Source organism: Nostoc sp. (genome assembly GCF_036917655.1).
Classification (GTDB): domain Bacteria; phylum Cyanobacteriota; class Cyanobacteriia; order Cyanobacteriales; family Nostocaceae; genus Nostoc.
This window is the reverse complement of record NZ_JBALCY010000077.1, coordinates 17024-35615: the sequence shown is the minus strand read 5'-3', so window position 1 is coordinate 35615 and position 18592 is coordinate 17024. Positions and strand designations below refer to the sequence as shown.

Below are 18592 nucleotides of genomic sequence, written 5' to 3'. Positions count from 1 at the left end.
CAATTATGATATATCTATTTTTTCATTTTTCTTTTTCTTAAAAGGAACTCGAACCAAGTTATAAGCACCCTTGGTCGATAAACTCTTGTAATCATCTGGCTGTAAGTCCATTTGTAAAAACTTTTTCTGTTCAGCCAACAGCAGCACTGAGGGAGGTTTCAATCCTTTGGCAGCCTGGTTTTTAATATGCTCTACAGCTTCTTGGGGAAATCCTAAATAATTTACGTGGATGTGGCTGTAAAATACCACACTAGGCTTTTTGAAGCCAAGCATGATCAATTCTTCATCTGGTTGTTTTGTTTCTAGGATGACTGCTGACAACTCTCTTAAGGGTAATTGACGTTCTCGATCAATAAAGAAGGAAGCAGGCATTAAGACAAAAATTACAAACGCCACAAACCCTAATAAATTAATACTGGTAATGTAGTTCCAACGGCGACTCAATAAAAAACCCGCAACCAAAACCGCACAAACCAGCCAAATTACGCCGGCTATTACTGGTAAACCAGATTGTTGAATTAGTTCGTGGAAGTTACTTATAGCTGGATCAGTACCTAATATGTGGGTTATGTTAAACAGTGCTGTTGCCAAAAATGATAAAAACACTACATTCACCCAACCACTCCAGACGAGTAAGAGGGGAAGACGGGATGAACTAGTGTTGCTGTGTTCCCATGTCCCCATGCCCTCTTGATTTTCCGTGTCCTTGCGTTCCCCTGTCTCCATGTTTGGTAAAAGATCGCTCCACAACAGGGCTACCAGGATTGCGGCTGCTGGCATTAAAGGCAAGACGTAACTAGGGAGTTTGGTGACAGCAATGGTGAAAAAGGCAAAGATGCTAGCAAACCAGAACCAGGCGAATAAACCAAACTGCTGAAAACGTTCAAGGGATCGCCAGTGCGATCGCTGCCAAAACTTTAGTCTTACTATAGAGACTGGTAAATACACTGAGTATGGCGCAAAACCCAGCAGCACGATTAAAAAGTAAAAATACCAAGGTGCTGAGTGACCATTAACTACTTCTGTAAAGCGTTCCAGGTTGTGATAACCAAAAAAGGAGTTAATGTAATTCCAGCCATTGCGCCAAATTACTAAAGCATACCAGGGCACTGATAAACCTATAATTATCAATATACCCACGAGAAGGCGCATTTCCCGCAATACTTCTCGAAACTTTCCCACATAAAGCAAAAAGGCCCCAACAATTATCCCAGGCAAAACAATTCCCACTGGGCCTTTAGTCAAAATTGCGCCAGCAATCAGCACATAAGAAGCTAAGTACCACTTATTTAAGAATAGGGCATGGGGCATGGGGGATTGGGTATTGGTTATTAATTCTGCTCCCCTGCTCCCCTGCTCCCCTGCTTCCCCTGCTTCCCCTGCTCCCCCTGCTTCCCCTGCTAAGATCTCCCTGCTCCCTTCCTTCCCTGCGTACCCTAAAAAGAAACATAACAAAGCTGATGCCATACATCCGGTGAGCAGCATATCAGAGACACCCGTTCTCGCCCAAATAATAGTTTCGGGATTGAGTGCCATGAGCGCCGCTGCGATAAAAGATATTAAGTAGCGGCGAGTCGGACGTGAAACTTGTTCTAATTCGTCTTGTTTAGCCGTGTACCACTGTATGGTATAAAAAGCTAAAGAAATTAAGCCTAAGGCAGCGATCGCAGAAGGAAGGCGTACTGCCCACTCATTCACCCCAAAAATTGCATAAGCGATCGCCTGACACCAGTAAATTAAAGCAGGTTTATCGAAACGAGTGTCACCATTGAAAAATGGGGTAATCCAATCACCTGTGACGAACATCTGGCGGGAAGCTTCGGCAAATAGCGGTTCTGTCTCATCAACTAAGCCAGTGTTGCCCAAATTCCACCCAAAAGCTATCCAGCCAATCAATATCAACCACAAAATCGATACAGTTACACCAAGGGCTGGATTCTTTGCTATTTTGTTGAACCACTGATCAACAGTGTGCTTAACACTCAATTTCATGCTCATTAGTCAATAGTCAACAATCACTAATCAATAGTCGTTGGTTATCTATCTTTTGTTCTTCGGAGTTTTAAATTCAACAATTTTCTTCTCCTCAGTACTCTACACTTTTTCCTGTTCAGTAACGCCAGTTGCTCCAAGTCGCCAGAGAAAGTTATCCAATACACTGGTCTACTCTGGTGAAAGTTTACCTAGCTTTCACCAGTTACTTAAGCCCCAAGTCTTGTTGATGATAACTGAATTTAAGCCAAGCCGTACTAGTTCTTCAGTACTACTAAATATGGACTATGGACTCAGCACTAGTTGCCATTCTCTGTTTTGGGAATTCCACTTAGGTAATTCAGTTTCGCCGACAACATAGGGGCCCCAGTAACGACGGGAACCATCTTCTGCAAAGGCAACTAAAATATCTCCCTTCTCCAGCTTTAAATTATTCTGAGGTAAGGATAGAATCAGTCCCTTATCACTACCTTCTTGGGGAGCAAAATCCCAATGTGCCGGTACATCATAGTTAGTCTGTTTAGTACCAGAGCCTTTTGCTACCGACTGTCGCGCCAGTAGAGCCAGCCGCACAGGCTGATTTGTTTGATTGCTCATTCGCAAAGTCCCTTGATTGTTGGCTTTGCTTGCTGATTTATCACGCTCTGCCAAGACAGGATAACTATTCTCTCTACTGCTATGTTCTACTTGATTGGTTGGGGTTGCTCCTGGAGTCGATAGGTTAGCGGAAATACTTTTTTCAGGTGAAACGGGTTTAGAGGAAGTTGTCTCCCACTCTTGAGTTTCAGTTGGCAGTTGTGAAGATGTATCTGGGTTTGTGGACTCAAAGGATACGCTAATTCCAAAGCATCCCACCAGAGCAACAAGCAGTCCCAAGCAACAAGCTGTAACACCGACGTTACGATACACTGAAGATTTCATATTGATAGTTTTTAGAAATAAATATTTTGTCTAGGCTTGACCAAATAGTAGCCTATTATCACAAAAGGCAATCATAGAAAGTAGCCTAATATCTACTTTCCCAAAATTAGGGATACCAATGTATTATAAGTATCATTTTGAGTAGAAAACATTTGGAGGAAATTATTTCCTTTATGTATGACAAACAAGGGATACAGACACCCATTGCTTCGATTCTTGACCGTAGGCTTGGATAAAAATAAAAAAATTGATACCAAGCCAGCCAATTCATTTGTATAAAAAATAAAAGTTTCCTGAAACCGTTAGCGGCCTCAACAAGGCGTCCTTTGCCAAACCTCAGATAAATCTAAGTGGTATATTTTATCTTCTGCTATGAAAAGCCACCTTTTAAGAGGATGTTTGGAAAGTCCCTGGTGATATAGCAAGTGCTTGAGATCCTCCTAAATTCATGCCAGCCCCTTCTCCTATTGCGATCCGATAGGTGTGGCTTGCTTCCCCATAGGGATACAAGTCAGGAAACCCACGTAACGGACTAGCTCCCTTTAAAAAGGGGGACTATCAGTTATTTTCCCCCTTCTTAAGGCTTGCTTATGGGGATCAAACTAAATATTTATGCCTGCCAAGCATCCTCTAAGAAACTGTACTTCTCTGAAGATGATAAAATGGTCAAATTTGAATAAACACTGGAAGCCCAGTAGATATATACAATATTAACAAACAAGCTGATGCTAAAACCAATATCCTCCTTAATTTAATATAGATATATTTCAAGATATCTTGACTTTTCCCCAGAAGTCCCTTTGATGCAAAACACTCGTCTAAATAACTTGTTCGATGCCATTGCTAAACGCTTAGGGCAATGGTTTTTAAATCCTTGGCGGCGACTATCGTTGCTAATAATTAGTTTTTTGTTCGGTTTTTTTCTGGGAAATGCAGTTTCCACTACAGCCGGTCAACAGGGTGTATTGGACATTGTAGTAGCTGCTTTTTTAGTACTGTTGACGGAAATTACCAGCAGGATATTTTATAGTCGCAGCTTTTTGTCAAGGCGATCGCTCTTGGTAGACTCACTAAATCTCCTCAAAGTGGGTTTGATCTACAGCCTGTTTCTCGAAGCCTTTAAGCTGGGATCGTAGGGAGATGGGGAATTTATGAATTTGTGGTTGGGTGAAATTTTAGTTTCAGAAACAGTCACCGAAACTTGGCAGCAAGAAGCAAGAGAAGCAGCGCTGGCAGATACGTTAAGAGCAAAAGCTTTTGGGATCACGCCGGAAAATGTCGATGAAGTGATAGAAAGGCGATCGCATTTACTAAAATCTATCCTGCCAGCTTTTAGCCAATTTTGCCAAACTACTCTTCAGGTACAACCCAAGGAGATGTTACAGGTGTTGTGGGACTTGTGGCTGCCTTTGGGGATCAAACTAGCATCAGTGCGCCAACAGTTGAGACGCCCGTTAATTCAGGGAATATTGGGAGGACAAGGTACTGGTAAAACCACAATGTCCAAGGTTCTCAGCTTGATTCTTGAGCAGTTGGGATACCGGACTCTGAGTTTGTCTTTGGATGACTTATATAAAACTTACAGCGATCGCTTGGTTTTAACCCAGCAAGATCCCCGCTTAATTTGGCGCGGCCCACCAGGAACCCACGATGTAGATTTAGGCTTAAATGTACTAGACCAAATCCGCCAGTCACAAAGCCCAGTTATGGTTCCCCGCTTTGATAAATCTGCCTATGGAGGCGCTGGCGATCGCACTACTTCAGAAATGGTCACAGGTGTAGATATTGTACTATTTGAAGGTTGGTTTGTGGGTGTGCGGCCAATCGACCCAAATGTATTTGATACTGCACCACCGCCAATTCTCACAGATGAGGATAGAGCATTTGCCCGTGATATTAATCGTCGCCTCCACGATTATCTCCCACTGTGGGAGCGATTAGACAGCTTAATTTTGCTCTATCCCACCGATTACCGTTGTTCTTTGGAGTGGCGCAAACAGGCGGAACAGCAGATGATTTCTGCGGGTAAATCGGGGATGAGCAATGCAGATATAGAGCAATTTGTCAATTATTTTTGGCGATCGCTTCACCCCGAATTATTCATCAAGCCGTTGGTAAAAGATGCAACAGCGGTTGATCTAGTGATTGAGATTCATGCCGATCATAGCTTTGGTGAAGTGTATTGCGATCGGGCTAATTCGTAACTCGTAACTTCTAACTCCTAATATCATGTCCGGGTAATTAGTTATGATTCCCACAGTCATTGCACCCCACCTCTTAATCCCCTCCTCGCTTGCCTACGGTGTACACACAAATATGACCCGCATAGATTTCAATTCTTCTAGTTGTTTCGTAGGGTGCGTTATGGAGACGCCGAAATAACAAATGAGTTCGCCGAAATAACAAATGAGTTGGTGTAGCCCGCACTTCTCTAGGAGATGCTGCGCGTAGCTTGCTTCCACGAAGTGGTAAGCTAAAAATCTTTGAATTTGCATCCCTAAAAAAATAAATCTCTTGTGGGGTGGGCATCTTGCCCGCCCTATTTGTGCAAATTAAATGCGCGACAGCTTACGACAAACCTACTTTGACACTTCGACAAACTCAGTACAAGTCAGAGAACACCGCAGGCATCGCCACGCCATGATTGCAACAATTTAGCTTTGTCACGCTAGCGTAACGCACCCTTCTCCTATCGGAGACGCTACGCGAACGGGTTCAGCAGTCGCCTGCGGAGGGAAACCCTCCCGCAGCGCTGCTTCACCGCAAATCTTTGGTGAATGAAGTTTTTCCGACTTGTGTGTACACCGTAGCCTCGCTTGCGGGGAGGGGAGACAAAGCGTAGCTTTGGCGGGGTGGGGTTTTTGAAGTTTAATAAGTAATCAAACAGACATGATATTAGTTCTCAAGCTAATCAGCTAAAAACACTATAATTTGCTTAAAGCGTGATTTATCCTACTCCTTAGACCAAAAATGCCAGAGGTATCGTTACAGCTTTTCTTTTCTTACTCTCACAAAGATGAAGCTCTACGGGATGAACTAGCTAAACACCTGAGCATGTTAGAACGGCAAAGATTCACAAACAAGTCATTTCACATGAAGTAGTGCGGTTTCTACGTTTCCGTTACCTGGTACGGGGCATAAAAAAGTCTTCTTGTTGTGCTTGTAGTACAATGCTAGCTTTTTGAATGTCATAGCAATTAGCAAAGATAAATTTACTCGCTACTTTTTCTATTTCTTGGTTACTTGCTTCCCATTCATCCCAAGGTAGTCTCATACTAATTCGTAATTCGTAATTACATTATTGTTAAATGTATATTTAAATTCCCTTTTAAAGCTGACAAATTGCTTTTAAAACTTGTAGCAAATAGCTTGAACGCTCTCTTTCCATTAAATTTAATTCTGGCAACAGATAATAAATAGGCGGATTTCCTTGTTCAATATAGACAAACTGATAACTTCTACCATTAGTCGTTAATCCCCAAACTGATTTTTGATTATCTAAATTTTTATAAGCATACGTGAGTAGCTGAGATAAACCTGTTGATATATCAACTTGACAATTTTTAGATTCAATCAAAAGTACCCAAAAATATGTTTGAGGTTTTGTATGTTTAGCTTTACTAATAGCTAAAATATCAAATCTTCCTTTAATTTTGATATCTTCATCTTCAACTTCAATATCAGCAATATTCTCCTCTAAAACAATCTCAATAGGATAGCGATAAAAACCAGCTAATCTTAGTAAAGGGGCAACTGCAAGAAACTTTACCTGACCTTCAGAAACTTTGCCTGCTGTAAGGTAGCGTCGAAAGTCATTTCTAACTTGCAGAAGTTCTTGTTGTTCCACTTCGAGGAGAGGTTCTAGAGATAAGTAATTAGAAAATGAGTCACTGTATTGTTCTTGAAAGCCAAACAGACGCTGGACTTCTTCCAAGGATAAATTACGAGCGTTGAGAATTGTCATATATTTTTGCTTGATTAAGGTACAACCCAATCCAAATTATCTACATAAAACCTATTTTAACCTCTGGTTGACTGACCAGCTTGGTTATGCTACAATGAAGAACATTTGTCAGTTAATCAAATATTAACCTACAGCAAAATTATAGTCACAGTTTTTTAGAAAGGCGATCGCTTCACCCCGAATTATTCATCAAGCCGTTGGTAAAAGATGCAACAGCGGTTGATCTAGTGATTGAGATTCATGCTGATCATAGTTTTGGTGAAGTAGATTGCGATCGCACTTAGGAACGTGGATTTAAAATTTACAACTTTCTTAGGGGAGGCCGGATGAGCGGCGGCTTTTGTAAAAGCTGACTTTTGAAGGGATGTAGAAAGTCAGAAAGTATCACAGACGACAAAACTTTTCTCAATCACCGCACTCAAGAAAACTTTTCGAGTTATTTAACACTGATAGGATTGATTCAAAGACTTGTGGAATCTGCTCTTCCTAAACAGACTAGACTTGCATAAATTACTATCAACAACTTTTGACTCACATCATGAACCGCTTTACCTCTATTTTTTTCGCCGGCTTGATAGCATCTGCATCAGCTTTGGCTATTTCTCCAAAAGCTGATGCTAAGACACCAGTGTCTTATCTTGCTGGGTTAGATAACTACAGTTATCAGCGCAACGATGATGATAACTACGAACGTCAGAGTCGTTACCACAGAGACGGTGATTATAACCGCGAGAACGACCTTCGCAACATTCGTGACGATAATAATCGCCGCTATGACCGCGATAATAATCGTCGCTATGACCGCGATAATAACCGTCGCTATGACCGCGATAATAACCGTCGCTATGACCGCGATAATAACCGTCGCTATGACCGCGATAATAACCGCCGCTATGACCGCGATAATAACCGCCGCTATGACCGCGATAATAACCGCCGCTATGACCGCGATAATAACCTTCGCAACATTCGTGACAATAATCTTCGCTATGAGCATGAGCGCGACTGGGGTCGTGGTTAATCCCTCCGCCTTCATTTATTAAGCTTAGTTCCAGGTGAACTGAGCATTGATTCTACTTGGCGGTAGGACAGACACAATCTCTTTTTCCACTCATCCCAAGACCTGACTTTTCACTCTTATCTGAAAAACGTCGCTTCTATTCCCTAGTAAGGAAGCTTACTTAAGGGTTAGGTTTAGCGTTAGCTTTTCTACATGACGTGAAAAGTCAGTTAATATTTGCATTTCCTTTAATTAGGCAAGCCTTCTTTTGACTTCCTCAGCCAAATCTACCAGTAGGACTTCTACTTGCTCACCTGTTTTCAAATCTTTGAGCGAAGACTTTTGCGTTGCTGCTTCCTCAGAACCAATAATTACACAAAATTGAATTCCTTGTTTGTCAGCTAGCTGAAATTGTTTACCCAAGGGGCGCTTATCAAAGTTAGTTATAACGTTAATTCCAGCCTGACGCAGATGTTGAGAAACTTTTAAATAAGTTGGCATTAAATCATCTTGCATATTCACTACCATCACTTGGGCTGGGGTAGCAGCTAAGGTACTAAGAATACCAGCTTTTAACAAGCGACTAATTAAGCGAGTTAAGCCAATAGAAATGCCTACACCAGGCATTTTTTCGCCCAAAAATACTCCGACTAATTCTTCATATCTACCGCCAGAACAAATACTACCTAAAGCTTCATGTCCTAATAAGGTTGTTTCGTAAACTGTGCCGGTATAGTAATCAAGACCACGGGCAATGGATAAATCAATACAGAAACGATTTTCGGCAACTCCGAGATTACGCACGCCTGCAATTACCGTTTCTAATTCAGTAACTCCCAGGCTTAATTGCTCAGTTTCTGACAGATTTTCGACGAGGTGCTTCAGCTTATCTAATACTTCATCAACCGAACCATCAATTTTAATAAAATCAATAATTTTTTGAGTCTGTTCTCCTGAAACTCCCTCTTTTTCTAAATCTTGTTTAACTTTATTTTCACCAATCTTTTCCAGAGTATCAACAATACCAATACATGATTTAATTTGGTTCTCAGCAATTCCCACTGACTTAAAGAAACCAGTAAGAACTTTGCGATTATTGATGCGAATCAGAAAATCACCAATATTAATTGCTTCAAATATCTCAGTGATAATTGCAGGCATCTGAGCATCATAGAGCAAGCTGAGTTCACGACGAGCAACTACATCAATATCGCACTGACGAAACTGACGAAAACGCCCATCTTTCGCTCGTTCCCCCCGAAAAACTACATCCATTTGGTAGCGGGCAAAGGGAAAGGTTAACTCATTTAGGTGACGGGCAATATAAGCCGCCAAAGGAACTGTTTGATCAAACTTTAAAGCTCTTGCTTCCGAACCAGTTTCGCCCGATTTATCTCTCTCGGCTTGTCGATTTGGTGGGAGGATGGGATCAATTCCATAAATGATATTGTCGCCTTGATTTCCTTTAGCTTGCAGCACTTCTAAACGTTCTACAGCAGGTGTTTCGATGGGCGTAAATCCATAGCTTTCAAAAACTCTACGGATGATATCTAGCAAATATAATTCTAGACGCTTTTCACTAGGCAGAAATTCTGGAAAACCGCTCGGAGTAGAAAAGTTTATTTTGTCACCTTTTGCCATGCATGTACCTTACTAATCTGGTAGGGTGCATTAGGACTAATGTCCATAATGCACCAAAAATCTTGGATGGTGCGTTAGCCTGGGGCATAACAGACTCTACAAAACTACTGCCTGCGGACTGGAGAATAAAGAAATGAGTGGTTATCTCTGAGGAGAGAAATTACTATTTTAGCCGTTCTTCTTGAATTAGGGTGCGTTGAAAGATTTGATTATTCTTAAACCAATGCCAAGTGCGGGCACGATTGTTATTGTCAGGGCTAATGTAGATCATTTCATATATGGTCATTTCTGGGTTTGTCTTATAAGCAAACCACAAAATCACAACTGAATCATCTGCTTCCCAAGCTTTTCCTTGAATGCGATCGGTGTCAAACCAGAGCTTCTTATCTTTATAGCTTCCGGGAAATTCATACTCTTCTCGTTTCCCATCAGACCAATTGTAGCGATTGATTTGGTAGTAGGGATGAGGGCCATTTTCTGGAAATTGACAAGTTAAGTGAGACTCATACTTGTCGAGGATTTTTCCTGCTGTATCAATTAATGTATAAGTTCCTACCCAATCTCCTTCATGACGGGCAAGTACGGGCATTTCTTCTCGAATATTTGACATTGCAATTCACCTCTCAATAAACGTAGGTAAGACGCACAACACAAGGTAAAAATAACAGTTTGAGCAGGTAAGCAATGCTCACCATACAAAAACTGCTAAATATTAGCATTGGCATTGTAAGTCGATGCATTAACATTGTAAATCGATACAATGGCATTATAAGTCGATGCAATTGCATTATAAGTCGATACAATGGCATTGTGAATTGATACAATGCCATTGTGAATTGATGCAATAGCATTGTAAGTCGATACAATCTTATTGTGAGTCGATGCATTAAGTAAGTCGGCGATAAAAATTCAATGTATATGAACCCACATAAATTTTTAGGGTGTGTTATGCCGTAGGCTAACGCACCTTGAATTTTTGACAACACTCAGTCCTGAGTGCTGAGTTGAGTCAAGTAAAAAACTACTCAGCACTTATCTACTTGGTACGAGCAAGGCCCCTTGTGGGTGGTCTTTTAACTCAGCACTCTAAGCCGAGGAACTCAGCACTCTTCATGGTGCCGTACTACATTTAAATTTATTAACTGAGAGTGTCAAGCTTCATTATCAAACCACCAAGGATCATTAGTAGCGTTAGTTTTGATCAAAATAGCTTTTTTTCGCATGAACCGTTTCAACGCTGCTGCACCCATGCGTGACCCACCCAGACCAGAGAATTTAAAGGCGTTTTTCTCTCCCTCATGCATGAGGGCGGTGAGTCCGGCATCGTTGATACTGATACCACCTGCATCTATCTGGTGGGCAACTTTTAAGGCTTCTGCTTCTGACTCGGCAAACACAGCAGCACTCAATCCATAAATTGAGTCGTTCGCTAAAGAGACTGCTTCCTCTACTGTGGAAAAAGGCATCATTGGCATAATCGGGCCGAAAGTTTCTTCGGTCATGACTTTCATGGAATGATTAACCTGGGTGAGAACTGTCGGACGACACCACCAACCTCCACCTAAGTCTTCAATTACACCGCCGCAGTGAATTACTGCTCCCTTTTCCACTGCATCTAAGAGATGGTCGCTAATAATTGCTGCTTGTCTTTCGGCAATGATGGGGCCAATTTCTCCACTTTCGACTGTAGGGTAGGCAAGCCCAAGGCGATAAGCTTTGGTTATTAGTTGATGGTAAAACTTTTCAAATATCGATTCAGCAACATAAATTCGCTCAATTGATAGACATGACTGTCCAGTGTTGACGACGGAACCCCACAATATTGCTGAGGTTGCTAATTCTAAATTGGCTGATTCTAAAACGATCGCAGGATCTTTTCCCCCTAATTCCAAAAAAGCTGGAATAAACCGTTTAGCTGCGGCTTCTGCTACTTTTCGTCCCGTCGCTACACTGCCTGTAAAACATACCAAATCTACATTTTCAATCAAATCAGATCCGGTTGTGCCTGCTCCTTCAACAAAAGTTAATATATCGTGCAGTTTGGGAACGGCGTTGAGTGCTGTAATCATTGGTGCTACGAAGCGGGGAGTGATTTCACTGGGTTTGACAATCACCGCACAACCCGCCAACAATGCCGGAATGGTATCAATCGTAGACAGTAACAGGGGAAAATTCCAGGGGCTAATTATCCCAACTAGGGGATAAGGAACCGATGTTTGTTGCAAGGCGATAAACGGAATGGCTGTATTTTTTGCAGATTCTTGCAGCAACTCCGGCGCTAATTTACACCAGCGATCAATGCTAGAGAGGAAGGAATCTATTTCTAATACTGAGACTGACAATCTTCCCGTATCATTTACCAAAGCTTCCGTTAAGCGATCGCGTCCAGATAATATCGCTTGTTTCCACTGCTGTAAAGCTTCAATTCTCCCCTCTAAACCCAACTGCTGCCAGCGAACTTGCGCTCTGCGGCTGCGGTTACATTGCTGTGCCAGCAGCCTGGGAGGCGGCGGGATAATTACGTAGTCAAATTTGCCAGTTCGGGGATTGCGGACTTCTATTGGTTTTGTCATTAGGAGGGAGGAGGGAGGAGTTAGGAGTTAGGAGTTAGGAGTTAAGAGTTAGGAGTTAGGAGTTAGGAGTTATTTTCTTTGTATTCCAATGTCTCATGCCCAATTCCCAATACCCCATGCCCAATGCCCCATGCCCAATTTCCTAATTCAAATTATCCCCAATTTGGCTAACCGCTCAATGGTGGCTTGCTGCGTTTGGAGGAAGTGTTTGCGGTCTACTTCTCCTTCTAGCATAGTATTAGCAGGGTAAAAGTGTGACAGGCGATAACTTTCGGCGTATAGCTCAAAGCGTTGGCGGGCAAGTAAATTATTTAACCCTGGTCGGCGGCGATCGCGGCGTAATGCGGCTATGTCAATCTCTGCGAAAGCTGCCATGCTTTCACCTGCACCTGTCTCTGCTAAAACGATTCCGCGATGGTCAATGATTTTAGAGCCACCATCAGCCGAAGCTATGGGGATGGCAATATTAGCGATGCCTGCTGTATTAGCTGAAACTACGTATGCCAAATTTTCAACGGCGCGAGTGATTTTTGCTGCGTCTTTAGGCGTGAGGTTTTTGTTATATACTTCCGAGGTGGAATGGACAAAAATCTCCGCTCCTCGCATCGCCAGACACCGCGCCACTTCTGGATACAAAATTTCTTCTGATGCCAAAGCTGCTAAATTACCGATCGCAGTTTTGGCAACGGGGAAAACTCCCTCCAAACCATAGCAGTCAAGATATTTATCCCAAACATCATGGGGGGTGGGAGCAAATAAGGAATTTAGCCGCCGATACCGCAAGACAATTGAGCCAGAGGGATCAAGAATAAAACAGGTTTGGAAATACAATCCGGGAAAGTTGGGGTCAACTTCGTAGGCGTTGCCAGCCAAAAAGATTTTATGCTTTTGAGCAATTTTACCAAGTGCTTCATACTCAGCACCAGCCATTTCTATACAGGCTTTTTCAGCCCACCCTAAGAGAGAATCTCCCATCGGGAAACCAGTCAGGAAATATTCTGGCAGGACAATTAAACGACAGTCAAAGCCAATGAAAGCGATACTGGCAGCAATTTGTTGAGCTAGGCGGTTGATAGAGTTTTGCATGAGCGATCGCGCTTGGTGGCGATCGCTTGTTTGGTTGACTGCATGACAGGTAACTTGGAGGGCCAAGGCCCGGAATGAGTTGAGATTATCGGTGTTATTGTCCACAATTCCCTCACCAATTCATAGAATGCGATGTCTACGGCGGGCTACGCCTACGCCACCCCAGAGCGATTGTACAGGTTTATCTGTCATTTCTGCTCCAAATAGCCGCATAGCAATTTGGTTTTGCATTCGTGCAAGAGGTCTATTGTTTGCTTCTCCTGTCTTTGTATAAACTTAATTTAAATAAAGAACTCCAGGTAGAAGAGAGAATGTCAAATTTCCCCAATCGCACAGAGTCAAACACCGATAAAGTCTTACTCATCGGAGTTACTGGCGGCACAGGTGGAAATGTCGTTAAGGGATTTCTCGAACAGGGAGTTACCAACCTGCGAGTCATCACTAGAGAAATTGACCTTAATCGTCCAACTCTTGCAAAGCTAAACGATGCCGGAGTTGAACTGGTAAAAGCCAACCTCGACGATGAAAGCTCCCTCACAGCAGCCTTTGCAGGAATTTCGGCTGTTTACTGCCATGCTACTTCTGCGGACTCCGCTAAAATTGACCCGCTAGAGGTGGAGAGAGCGAGGCGAGTTGCACAAGCTGCAAAGCTTGCTGACATTAAGCACTTTGTCTACAATTCCGCAGGTGGGGCGGACAGGAATTCAGGAATCCCCCGCATTGAGCAAAAATACCAAGTAGAGAAAATTCTCAAAGAAGCTGGCTTACCGACTACTATGTTGCGAGCCTGCTTGTTTATGGAGGAGTTTTGGAAGAAGTACACGCGACCTTCCATCCTCAAAGGTAGTTTCCCATTTTCCATTCAGCCAGATAAGCCCCTTCATCTAATTACAACCAAGGACATGGGCCGCGTTGCTGCCTACGTAATCAAACATCCCACCAAGTATATTGGTCAAGAAATTGAGCTAGCTGGCGATATGCTGACTCCAAAGCAGATGGCAGAGGCATTCTCCCAAGCGCAGGGGATGAAAGTTGTCTACAAAGAGACACCCGCCTGGATTTTCTTACTCTTGCTGCAAAGGGAACTGTTCGATTTGATTCAGTGGTATCGCAAACAAGGTTATCAAGCCGATGTCCAGCGTTTACGAAAAGAGGAGTTTCCTGGACTTCTAACCACATTTAGGGAATTTCTGGCAGAAACCAACTGGGCAAATACGGAACTCACCTACGAGAGTCTGTGATCGGATTAGTACACTGTGGTCAAGGCCCGGAATGAGTTGAGATTATCGGTGTTATTATCCAAAATTCCCTCATTTATACCCGTTCTCGTTTGCGTCAAATACAAACGTTCGTAAGGGCACAGCATTGCTAGTGCCCTTACCGTTTATCGTGGTGTACTGCATTCAAACAAGAAGTACTATATTCTATAGATTGCGATCGCCACCCCAGAGCGATCGCACAAGTTTATCTGTCAATTCCGATCCAAACATCTGTACTGCAAATTTATTACCTGAGTCACGTTCAGCACTGATCCGGCGCAGCGCCAAATCACGAGCCGCCAAAGCCTCCCGTACATTTTCTGGCACAGGTTCAGCTGCATCTACCCAAGTTAGCCAGCGATCCAATGTTTCATGTGCAAGTGTGCGAGTTAGTTCCAGGGTATCAAAAGTAGGTGCGCCGGTGTAGCACAAGCTAACAGGCGATTGAAATAGACGAATATACACACTTTTGCTGGTAAATAACTTGAGCCGCGAATCCTCTTGCAACTTCAAGAATGTTTGGTTAACTGGCTCATAGTAGCGATCGAGATATTCCAAATCGCTTAAAAGCTCAGTCCTGGGAATGTAATCTATATAAAAGAAAATATTGGGAAGTGTGCCAAACTCAAAGGCTAAATGAGGAACCTGAATATGCGACTTCAACCAAGTAGTGAGACGCATGGTGCTGAAGTTTGAGCTTTCAGGGTTTCCTAGCCACGAATGAACTAGCCAGTCAATTTCTGACCCGAAAAAAGTGGTCAGCGATCCGTTGATATTGCCATCGAGACTGCGGTATTGCTGTAAATCTTGTGTAGAAGGGTCTGGATGTAACTGAAAACGAGCCTCCAGTTTTTGGTGGAGTTCCTTGGTAATTCCCCACAACTGCTCAAATACAGCTTTATTGTCTAGATCAGTTGGTTGCTGAGTCATAGTTTGAGTTTGTTGCTTTTATATAGACTTTGACATTTTCCCCATCTGTTATGAGGGCGAACATCTGTGCGCTCCTACCAAAGCCTATGTTACATCGCAGACCGCGATCGCTATCATCATTTGTTACTGGATTCTCGGCTACGACTAGACGCATCAACCTTGCTCGTAATGCCCCTGGAATACCAATTTGGCAGCGTAATGATTATCTCCACATTATTCGTAATGAATCATCATTGCAAAAAATTCGTCAGTATGTACAAATCTGACTTTTCCACATCCCCTGAAAAGTCAGATGTTACTGATACCTTTCAACTACAATACCTGAAACCTGAAAATCATTTTTATCTTGAGAGTGGTTCGCGAACATCATTTGCGAACATTCCCCCTTTTCCACATCCCATGACAAGTCAGCGTGGCGGCGTGTAGGAGAGCTTGTAGATGGTGCCGCTGTAGTCATCCGAGATTAACAAATTACCCTGCTGATCCACTACCATATCCACGGGTCGCCCCCAGATTTCTTGCGTTGCTGCAATTACCCAGCCGCTTACTAAATCTATCTGGTTTCCTGGGAGATTTTTCATCCTGTCCCAAGGAAAGTAAGCTACTTTATAGCCCGTTTTCTGTTGCCGATTCCATGAACCGTGCAGCCCCACAACTACCCCATTTGAGTACAGGCTGGGAAAGTTCGTATTTTGTAAGAAAGTTAGTCCCAACGGAGCCGAATGTGCTTGGATACCTTTGATAATCTTGTCCATCGCATTGCAATTAACATGTCCATCAGCATTGAACTGATAGTCGCGGTCGAAGGGCATATAATTGGGGCCATTTGACGTGTCAGGATTGGGGTTGCAGAATGGCCAACCGTAGTTACCGCCATCTCGGACTCGCGTAAACTCCTCTGGCGGGTGGTTGTCCACGTAGGACGGGATAACCTTACCGTAGTTGTTAGTGGCATCCTTGAAGGGATAGACGATGTTATCTCGATTATTAACGGCTACCCAGAGTTCATTTGTGCCAGGAATGAATGCCAGTCCTTCTGCATTGCGTAAACCTTGGGCAAAGAGCCGCTGATTGCTTCCATCAGCGTTGTACTGATAAATTGCACCGCGTCGTGGATTACTCACAGTATCTGCTAGGCAGGCGTTGCATGTCGAGGCGATCGACACGTATAGTTTGTGGTTGGTATCGAGTGCGATATTTTTCAGTTCATGACCGTAAGCACCTTTGAGTTCTGGGGTGCTGCTGTCTAGTAAGCCAGCTACGACAACTTGGCGATTCTGCGCGGTTATGTCTCCAGATTTGTAGATGAAGCGGTTAATTTGATTACTCTCAGAGATATAGATATATGTGGTGTTGTTAATCGTGTGAAACACAATGTCCTGCGGGTTGTGTAGACCTGTCACGAAGTTAGAAATAATTGGGTCTTTGCTGCCATTTGACCTGACAATTAGCACTTTGCCCATACTGGGCTGCGATACTAGAAGATTGCCATTGGGAGCAACTGCCATAAAGCGGGCTTGCGGAATGCGAGTATAAACGGAGATGGAGAAATTGGGCGGCACTTTCAAGTAACGGCTAATATTGAAGGGCGAATAGCTCATTGTATTAGGCACCTTAAGCTTCGTTTCAACAGACGCAGCTGCTGGGATGGCTAACGCTGGCGTTGAAATAACCTCGAAGTGCATCACAGTAGTAAGCAGGGCGAGCAAACTAACTAGCGGCGCAGATACTATCCGTCCGAGCCACTGTCTCGGCTGTATATGAGTAAACAGAATTGACATTTTCAACTTCCTTTTGATGTGAGCAGTAAAATACGTAACTACACTTCAGACTGTGTTTAGAGCCTTAGTTGTAGCAGCTAAAAACGCTTTAGCTGCACTCAGTGCTGAGTGCTGAGAATCAAGTACTGAGTGAATGAAAAATTACTCAATACTTATGTACTTGGTTAAGTAGCCCTACTTACACTAGTCAGACTTCCAAACCTTAAACTGTTTATTTTCCAAGAAAAAAACCAGTAAAGATTTTATTATTAATTTGTGTCAATTCAGAGATAGCTTTTTTAAACTTCTGCTAGTTCTTAGAGTATGGGACTGGCAATGAGTTGAGTCTATTTGCCAATAATCTTAGTTAAAATGGATGATTAAAGGTGATTATAGTTAATAGACCAGTCCCAAAATTTCCTGAGACTAAACCAAGGAAATAAATGCTATCTTTGTTAACTCAAATTAATGCTCCAAAAGACTAGTGCGGATTAAATAACATCCAAAATCGGTCAGATCCTCAAAATAAAACAACACTATTTTCCGTCTTCAAACTATCAGGAACTATCTGAAACACTCATTGCTGTGTTGTTTGAAGACATATATATAAATGTTGTCTAAAACCCTTAAACAGACTGGGTTATAAATTTGCAGACAAGTCTAACTTTGACCTCAAAATATCTGAATTGCGGGTTTGATTGATTAATATTCCTCTGGGCTAGATTTAACTAGCATATATAGAACTCCGGTTTAATTAATGAAAAATTTTTCAGATAAAAGCTTTGATTGATTAAGGCTTTAGTCTCAGTATACTTATCATTAAGTCGGATTCCTATGTTTGGTTACATCCTATTGAGATAAAAGTGAAACGTAACTCGTATATTCACTAATATTTAAATTTTATATAAAAAATTCTTAGAGTAAATTTACGGTGGTAAAATTACGTAAGCTGGAATTTAATATTATGTTTTAGCAAAAAGTGGCGATACTCAAATACAAGTTATTGTTAGCTTACTGACATTAGTCCTCTATCTTCATCCTTCTTTTTAGCCCAAGGTATTGAGTGTAGAACTTTATTGTCTTGGGTACGAGTTTATTATTCAGTGCAAGACTTTTTTGTTGAAATACAAACTAAACTGTTTGTCACGCGGAAGATAATTTTTCCGGGACAGATCTTTCGATATTAATTTATTCTTTATGATCACAGTAGTAGGCTATTGTAGAATGAATCTGGCTTATACAGAGATCATGATGTTGAAAATGAATCTCCTCAGGACTTCAACCATAAGCAAATTGATAAGTTATATCATGTCCGCATAATTAGTTACGATTCCCACAGTCATTGCACCCGACCCCTTAATCCCCTCCCCGCTCTTCGGGAGGGGAGACAAAGCATAGCTTTGGCGGGGTGGGGTTCTTCGGGTTTAATAAGCAATCAAGCGGACATGATATTATACCATTTCACG

The 18592-nt window shown here is 42.4% G+C and carries 15 protein-coding genes and 1 pseudogene; 6 read left to right on the top strand and 10 right to left on the bottom strand.

The annotated features are described in order from the left end of the window. Window positions 1–3: 3 nt before the first annotated feature. Together V7K30_RS29980 and V7K30_RS29975 are read right to left on the bottom strand one after the other, a co-directional pair. The gene (locus V7K30_RS29980) at window positions 4–1998 is read right to left on the bottom strand and encodes an ArnT family glycosyltransferase (RefSeq protein ID WP_335005626.1); all 1995 of its coding nucleotides are present in this window, start codon (window positions 1996–1998) and stop codon (window positions 4–6) included. 279 nt (window positions 1999–2277) lie between these two features. Continuing rightward, a complete protein-coding gene (locus tag V7K30_RS29975) occupies window positions 2278–2913 on the bottom strand; it encodes a hypothetical protein (protein WP_335005624.1) in 636 nt (211 codons plus the stop codon). Window positions 2914–3716: 803 nt separating this feature from the next. Between V7K30_RS29975 and V7K30_RS29970 the strand changes: the two genes are divergently transcribed. Both V7K30_RS29970 and V7K30_RS29965 read left to right on the top strand, forming a co-directional pair. Next, window positions 3717–4049, top strand: a complete 333-nt coding sequence (locus V7K30_RS29970; RefSeq protein WP_335005622.1) for a DUF565 domain-containing protein — start codon at window positions 3717–3719, stop codon at window positions 4047–4049. A 15-nt stretch (window positions 4050–4064) separates the two neighbouring features. After that, window positions 4065–5117 (top strand): glycerate kinase, encoded by a 1053-nt coding sequence (locus tag V7K30_RS29965; protein ID WP_335005620.1) that lies wholly within the window; start codon window positions 4065–4067, stop codon window positions 5115–5117. Window positions 5118–6034: 917 nt separating this feature from the next. Here V7K30_RS29965 and V7K30_RS29960 read toward each other — a convergent pair. Continuing rightward, window positions 6035–6187 carry a hypothetical protein gene (locus V7K30_RS29960; RefSeq protein WP_335005618.1) on the bottom strand — a complete coding sequence of 51 codons (153 nt, stop codon included), beginning with the start codon at window positions 6185–6187 and terminating at the stop codon, window positions 6035–6037. Window positions 6188–6241: 54 nt separating this feature from the next. Next, window positions 6242–6877 (bottom strand): restriction endonuclease subunit R, encoded by a 636-nt coding sequence (locus V7K30_RS29955; protein WP_335005617.1) that lies wholly within the window; start codon window positions 6875–6877, stop codon window positions 6242–6244. A gap of 164 nt (window positions 6878–7041) precedes the next feature. On the opposite strand from V7K30_RS29955, the pseudogene V7K30_RS29950 reads away from it, so the two are divergent. Together V7K30_RS29950 and V7K30_RS29945 are read left to right on the top strand one after the other, a co-directional pair. Further along, a pseudogene (locus V7K30_RS29950) lies at window positions 7042–7161 on the top strand (glycerate kinase); the annotation flags it as partial. 254 nt (window positions 7162–7415) lie between these two features. Beyond that, window positions 7416–7898 (top strand): hypothetical protein, encoded by a 483-nt coding sequence (locus V7K30_RS29945; protein ID WP_335005615.1) that lies wholly within the window; start codon window positions 7416–7418, stop codon window positions 7896–7898. Between the two features lie 231 nt (window positions 7899–8129). On the opposite strand, the gene hisS is transcribed toward V7K30_RS29945, so the two are convergent. From hisS to V7K30_RS29925, 4 genes are all read right to left on the bottom strand, one after another. After that, on the bottom strand, window positions 8130–9518 hold the full coding sequence (gene hisS / locus V7K30_RS29940) for a histidine--tRNA ligase (RefSeq protein ID WP_335005613.1): 1389 nt from the start codon (window positions 9516–9518) through the stop codon (window positions 8130–8132). 163 nt (window positions 9519–9681) lie between these two features. Beyond that, window positions 9682–10128, bottom strand: coding sequence for a DUF3598 family protein (locus V7K30_RS29935; protein WP_335005611.1), 447 nt, complete (start codon window positions 10126–10128; stop codon window positions 9682–9684). Window positions 10129–10669: 541 nt separating this feature from the next. Then, window positions 10670–12091, bottom strand: a complete 1422-nt coding sequence (locus V7K30_RS29930; RefSeq protein WP_335005610.1) for an aldehyde dehydrogenase family protein — start codon at window positions 12089–12091, stop codon at window positions 10670–10672. A 147-nt stretch (window positions 12092–12238) separates the two neighbouring features. Then, entirely contained in the window at window positions 12239–13282 is a 1044-nt protein-coding gene (locus V7K30_RS29925; RefSeq protein ID WP_335005608.1) for a nitrilase-related carbon-nitrogen hydrolase, read from the bottom strand. 206 nt (window positions 13283–13488) lie between these two features. On the opposite strand from V7K30_RS29925, the gene V7K30_RS29920 reads away from it, so the two are divergent. Continuing rightward, complete coding sequence (locus tag V7K30_RS29920) at window positions 13489–14418, top strand: NmrA/HSCARG family protein (RefSeq protein WP_335005607.1); 930 nt, start codon at window positions 13489–13491, stop codon at window positions 14416–14418. A gap of 183 nt (window positions 14419–14601) precedes the next feature. Here the strand turns inward: V7K30_RS29920 and V7K30_RS29915 are convergent, their stop codons facing one another. Further along, window positions 14602–15366, bottom strand: a complete 765-nt coding sequence (locus tag V7K30_RS29915) for a red chlorophyll catabolite reductase (protein ID WP_335005605.1) — start codon at window positions 15364–15366, stop codon at window positions 14602–14604. An 86-nt stretch (window positions 15367–15452) separates the two neighbouring features. Between V7K30_RS29915 and V7K30_RS29910 the strand changes: the two genes are divergently transcribed. Further along, window positions 15453–15632, top strand: a complete 180-nt coding sequence (locus V7K30_RS29910) for a hypothetical protein (protein ID WP_335005603.1) — start codon at window positions 15453–15455, stop codon at window positions 15630–15632. Window positions 15633–15773: 141 nt separating this feature from the next. Here the strand turns inward: V7K30_RS29910 and V7K30_RS29905 are convergent, their stop codons facing one another. Next, window positions 15774–17147, bottom strand: coding sequence for a PQQ-dependent sugar dehydrogenase (locus V7K30_RS29905; RefSeq protein ID WP_335005602.1), 1374 nt, complete (start codon window positions 17145–17147; stop codon window positions 15774–15776). Window positions 17148–18592 lie beyond the last annotated feature (1445 nt).

Bases quoted from the DNA above. Each gene is read 5' to 3' on its own strand.
- V7K30_RS29980 (WP_335005626.1), bottom strand. From the start codon at position 1,998: ATGAGCATGAAATTGAGTGTTAAGCACACTGTTGATCAGTGGTTCAAC.
- V7K30_RS29975 (WP_335005624.1), bottom strand. From the start codon at position 2,913: ATGAAATCTTCAGTGTATCGTAACGTCGGTGTTACAGCTTGTTGCTTG.
- V7K30_RS29970 (WP_335005622.1), top strand. From the start codon at position 3,717: ATGCAAAACACTCGTCTAAATAACTTGTTCGATGCCATTGCTAAACGC.
- V7K30_RS29965 (WP_335005620.1), top strand. From the start codon at position 4,065: ATGAATTTGTGGTTGGGTGAAATTTTAGTTTCAGAAACAGTCACCGAA.
- V7K30_RS29960 (WP_335005618.1), bottom strand. From the start codon at position 6,187: ATGAGACTACCTTGGGATGAATGGGAAGCAAGTAACCAAGAAATAGAA.
- V7K30_RS29955 (WP_335005617.1), bottom strand. From the start codon at position 6,877: ATGACAATTCTCAACGCTCGTAATTTATCCTTGGAAGAAGTCCAGCGT.
- V7K30_RS29945 (WP_335005615.1), top strand. From the start codon at position 7,416: ATGAACCGCTTTACCTCTATTTTTTTCGCCGGCTTGATAGCATCTGCA.
- hisS (WP_335005613.1), bottom strand. From the start codon at position 9,518: ATGGCAAAAGGTGACAAAATAAACTTTTCTACTCCGAGCGGTTTTCCA.
- V7K30_RS29935 (WP_335005611.1), bottom strand. From the start codon at position 10,128: ATGTCAAATATTCGAGAAGAAATGCCCGTACTTGCCCGTCATGAAGGA.
- V7K30_RS29930 (WP_335005610.1), bottom strand. From the start codon at position 12,091: ATGACAAAACCAATAGAAGTCCGCAATCCCCGAACTGGCAAATTTGAC.
- V7K30_RS29920 (WP_335005607.1), top strand. From the start codon at position 13,489: ATGTCAAATTTCCCCAATCGCACAGAGTCAAACACCGATAAAGTCTTA.
- V7K30_RS29915 (WP_335005605.1), bottom strand. From the start codon at position 15,366: ATGACTCAGCAACCAACTGATCTAGACAATAAAGCTGTATTTGAGCAG.
- V7K30_RS29910 (WP_335005603.1), top strand. From the start codon at position 15,453: ATGTTACATCGCAGACCGCGATCGCTATCATCATTTGTTACTGGATTC.
- V7K30_RS29905 (WP_335005602.1), bottom strand. From the start codon at position 17,147: ATGTCAATTCTGTTTACTCATATACAGCCGAGACAGTGGCTCGGACGG.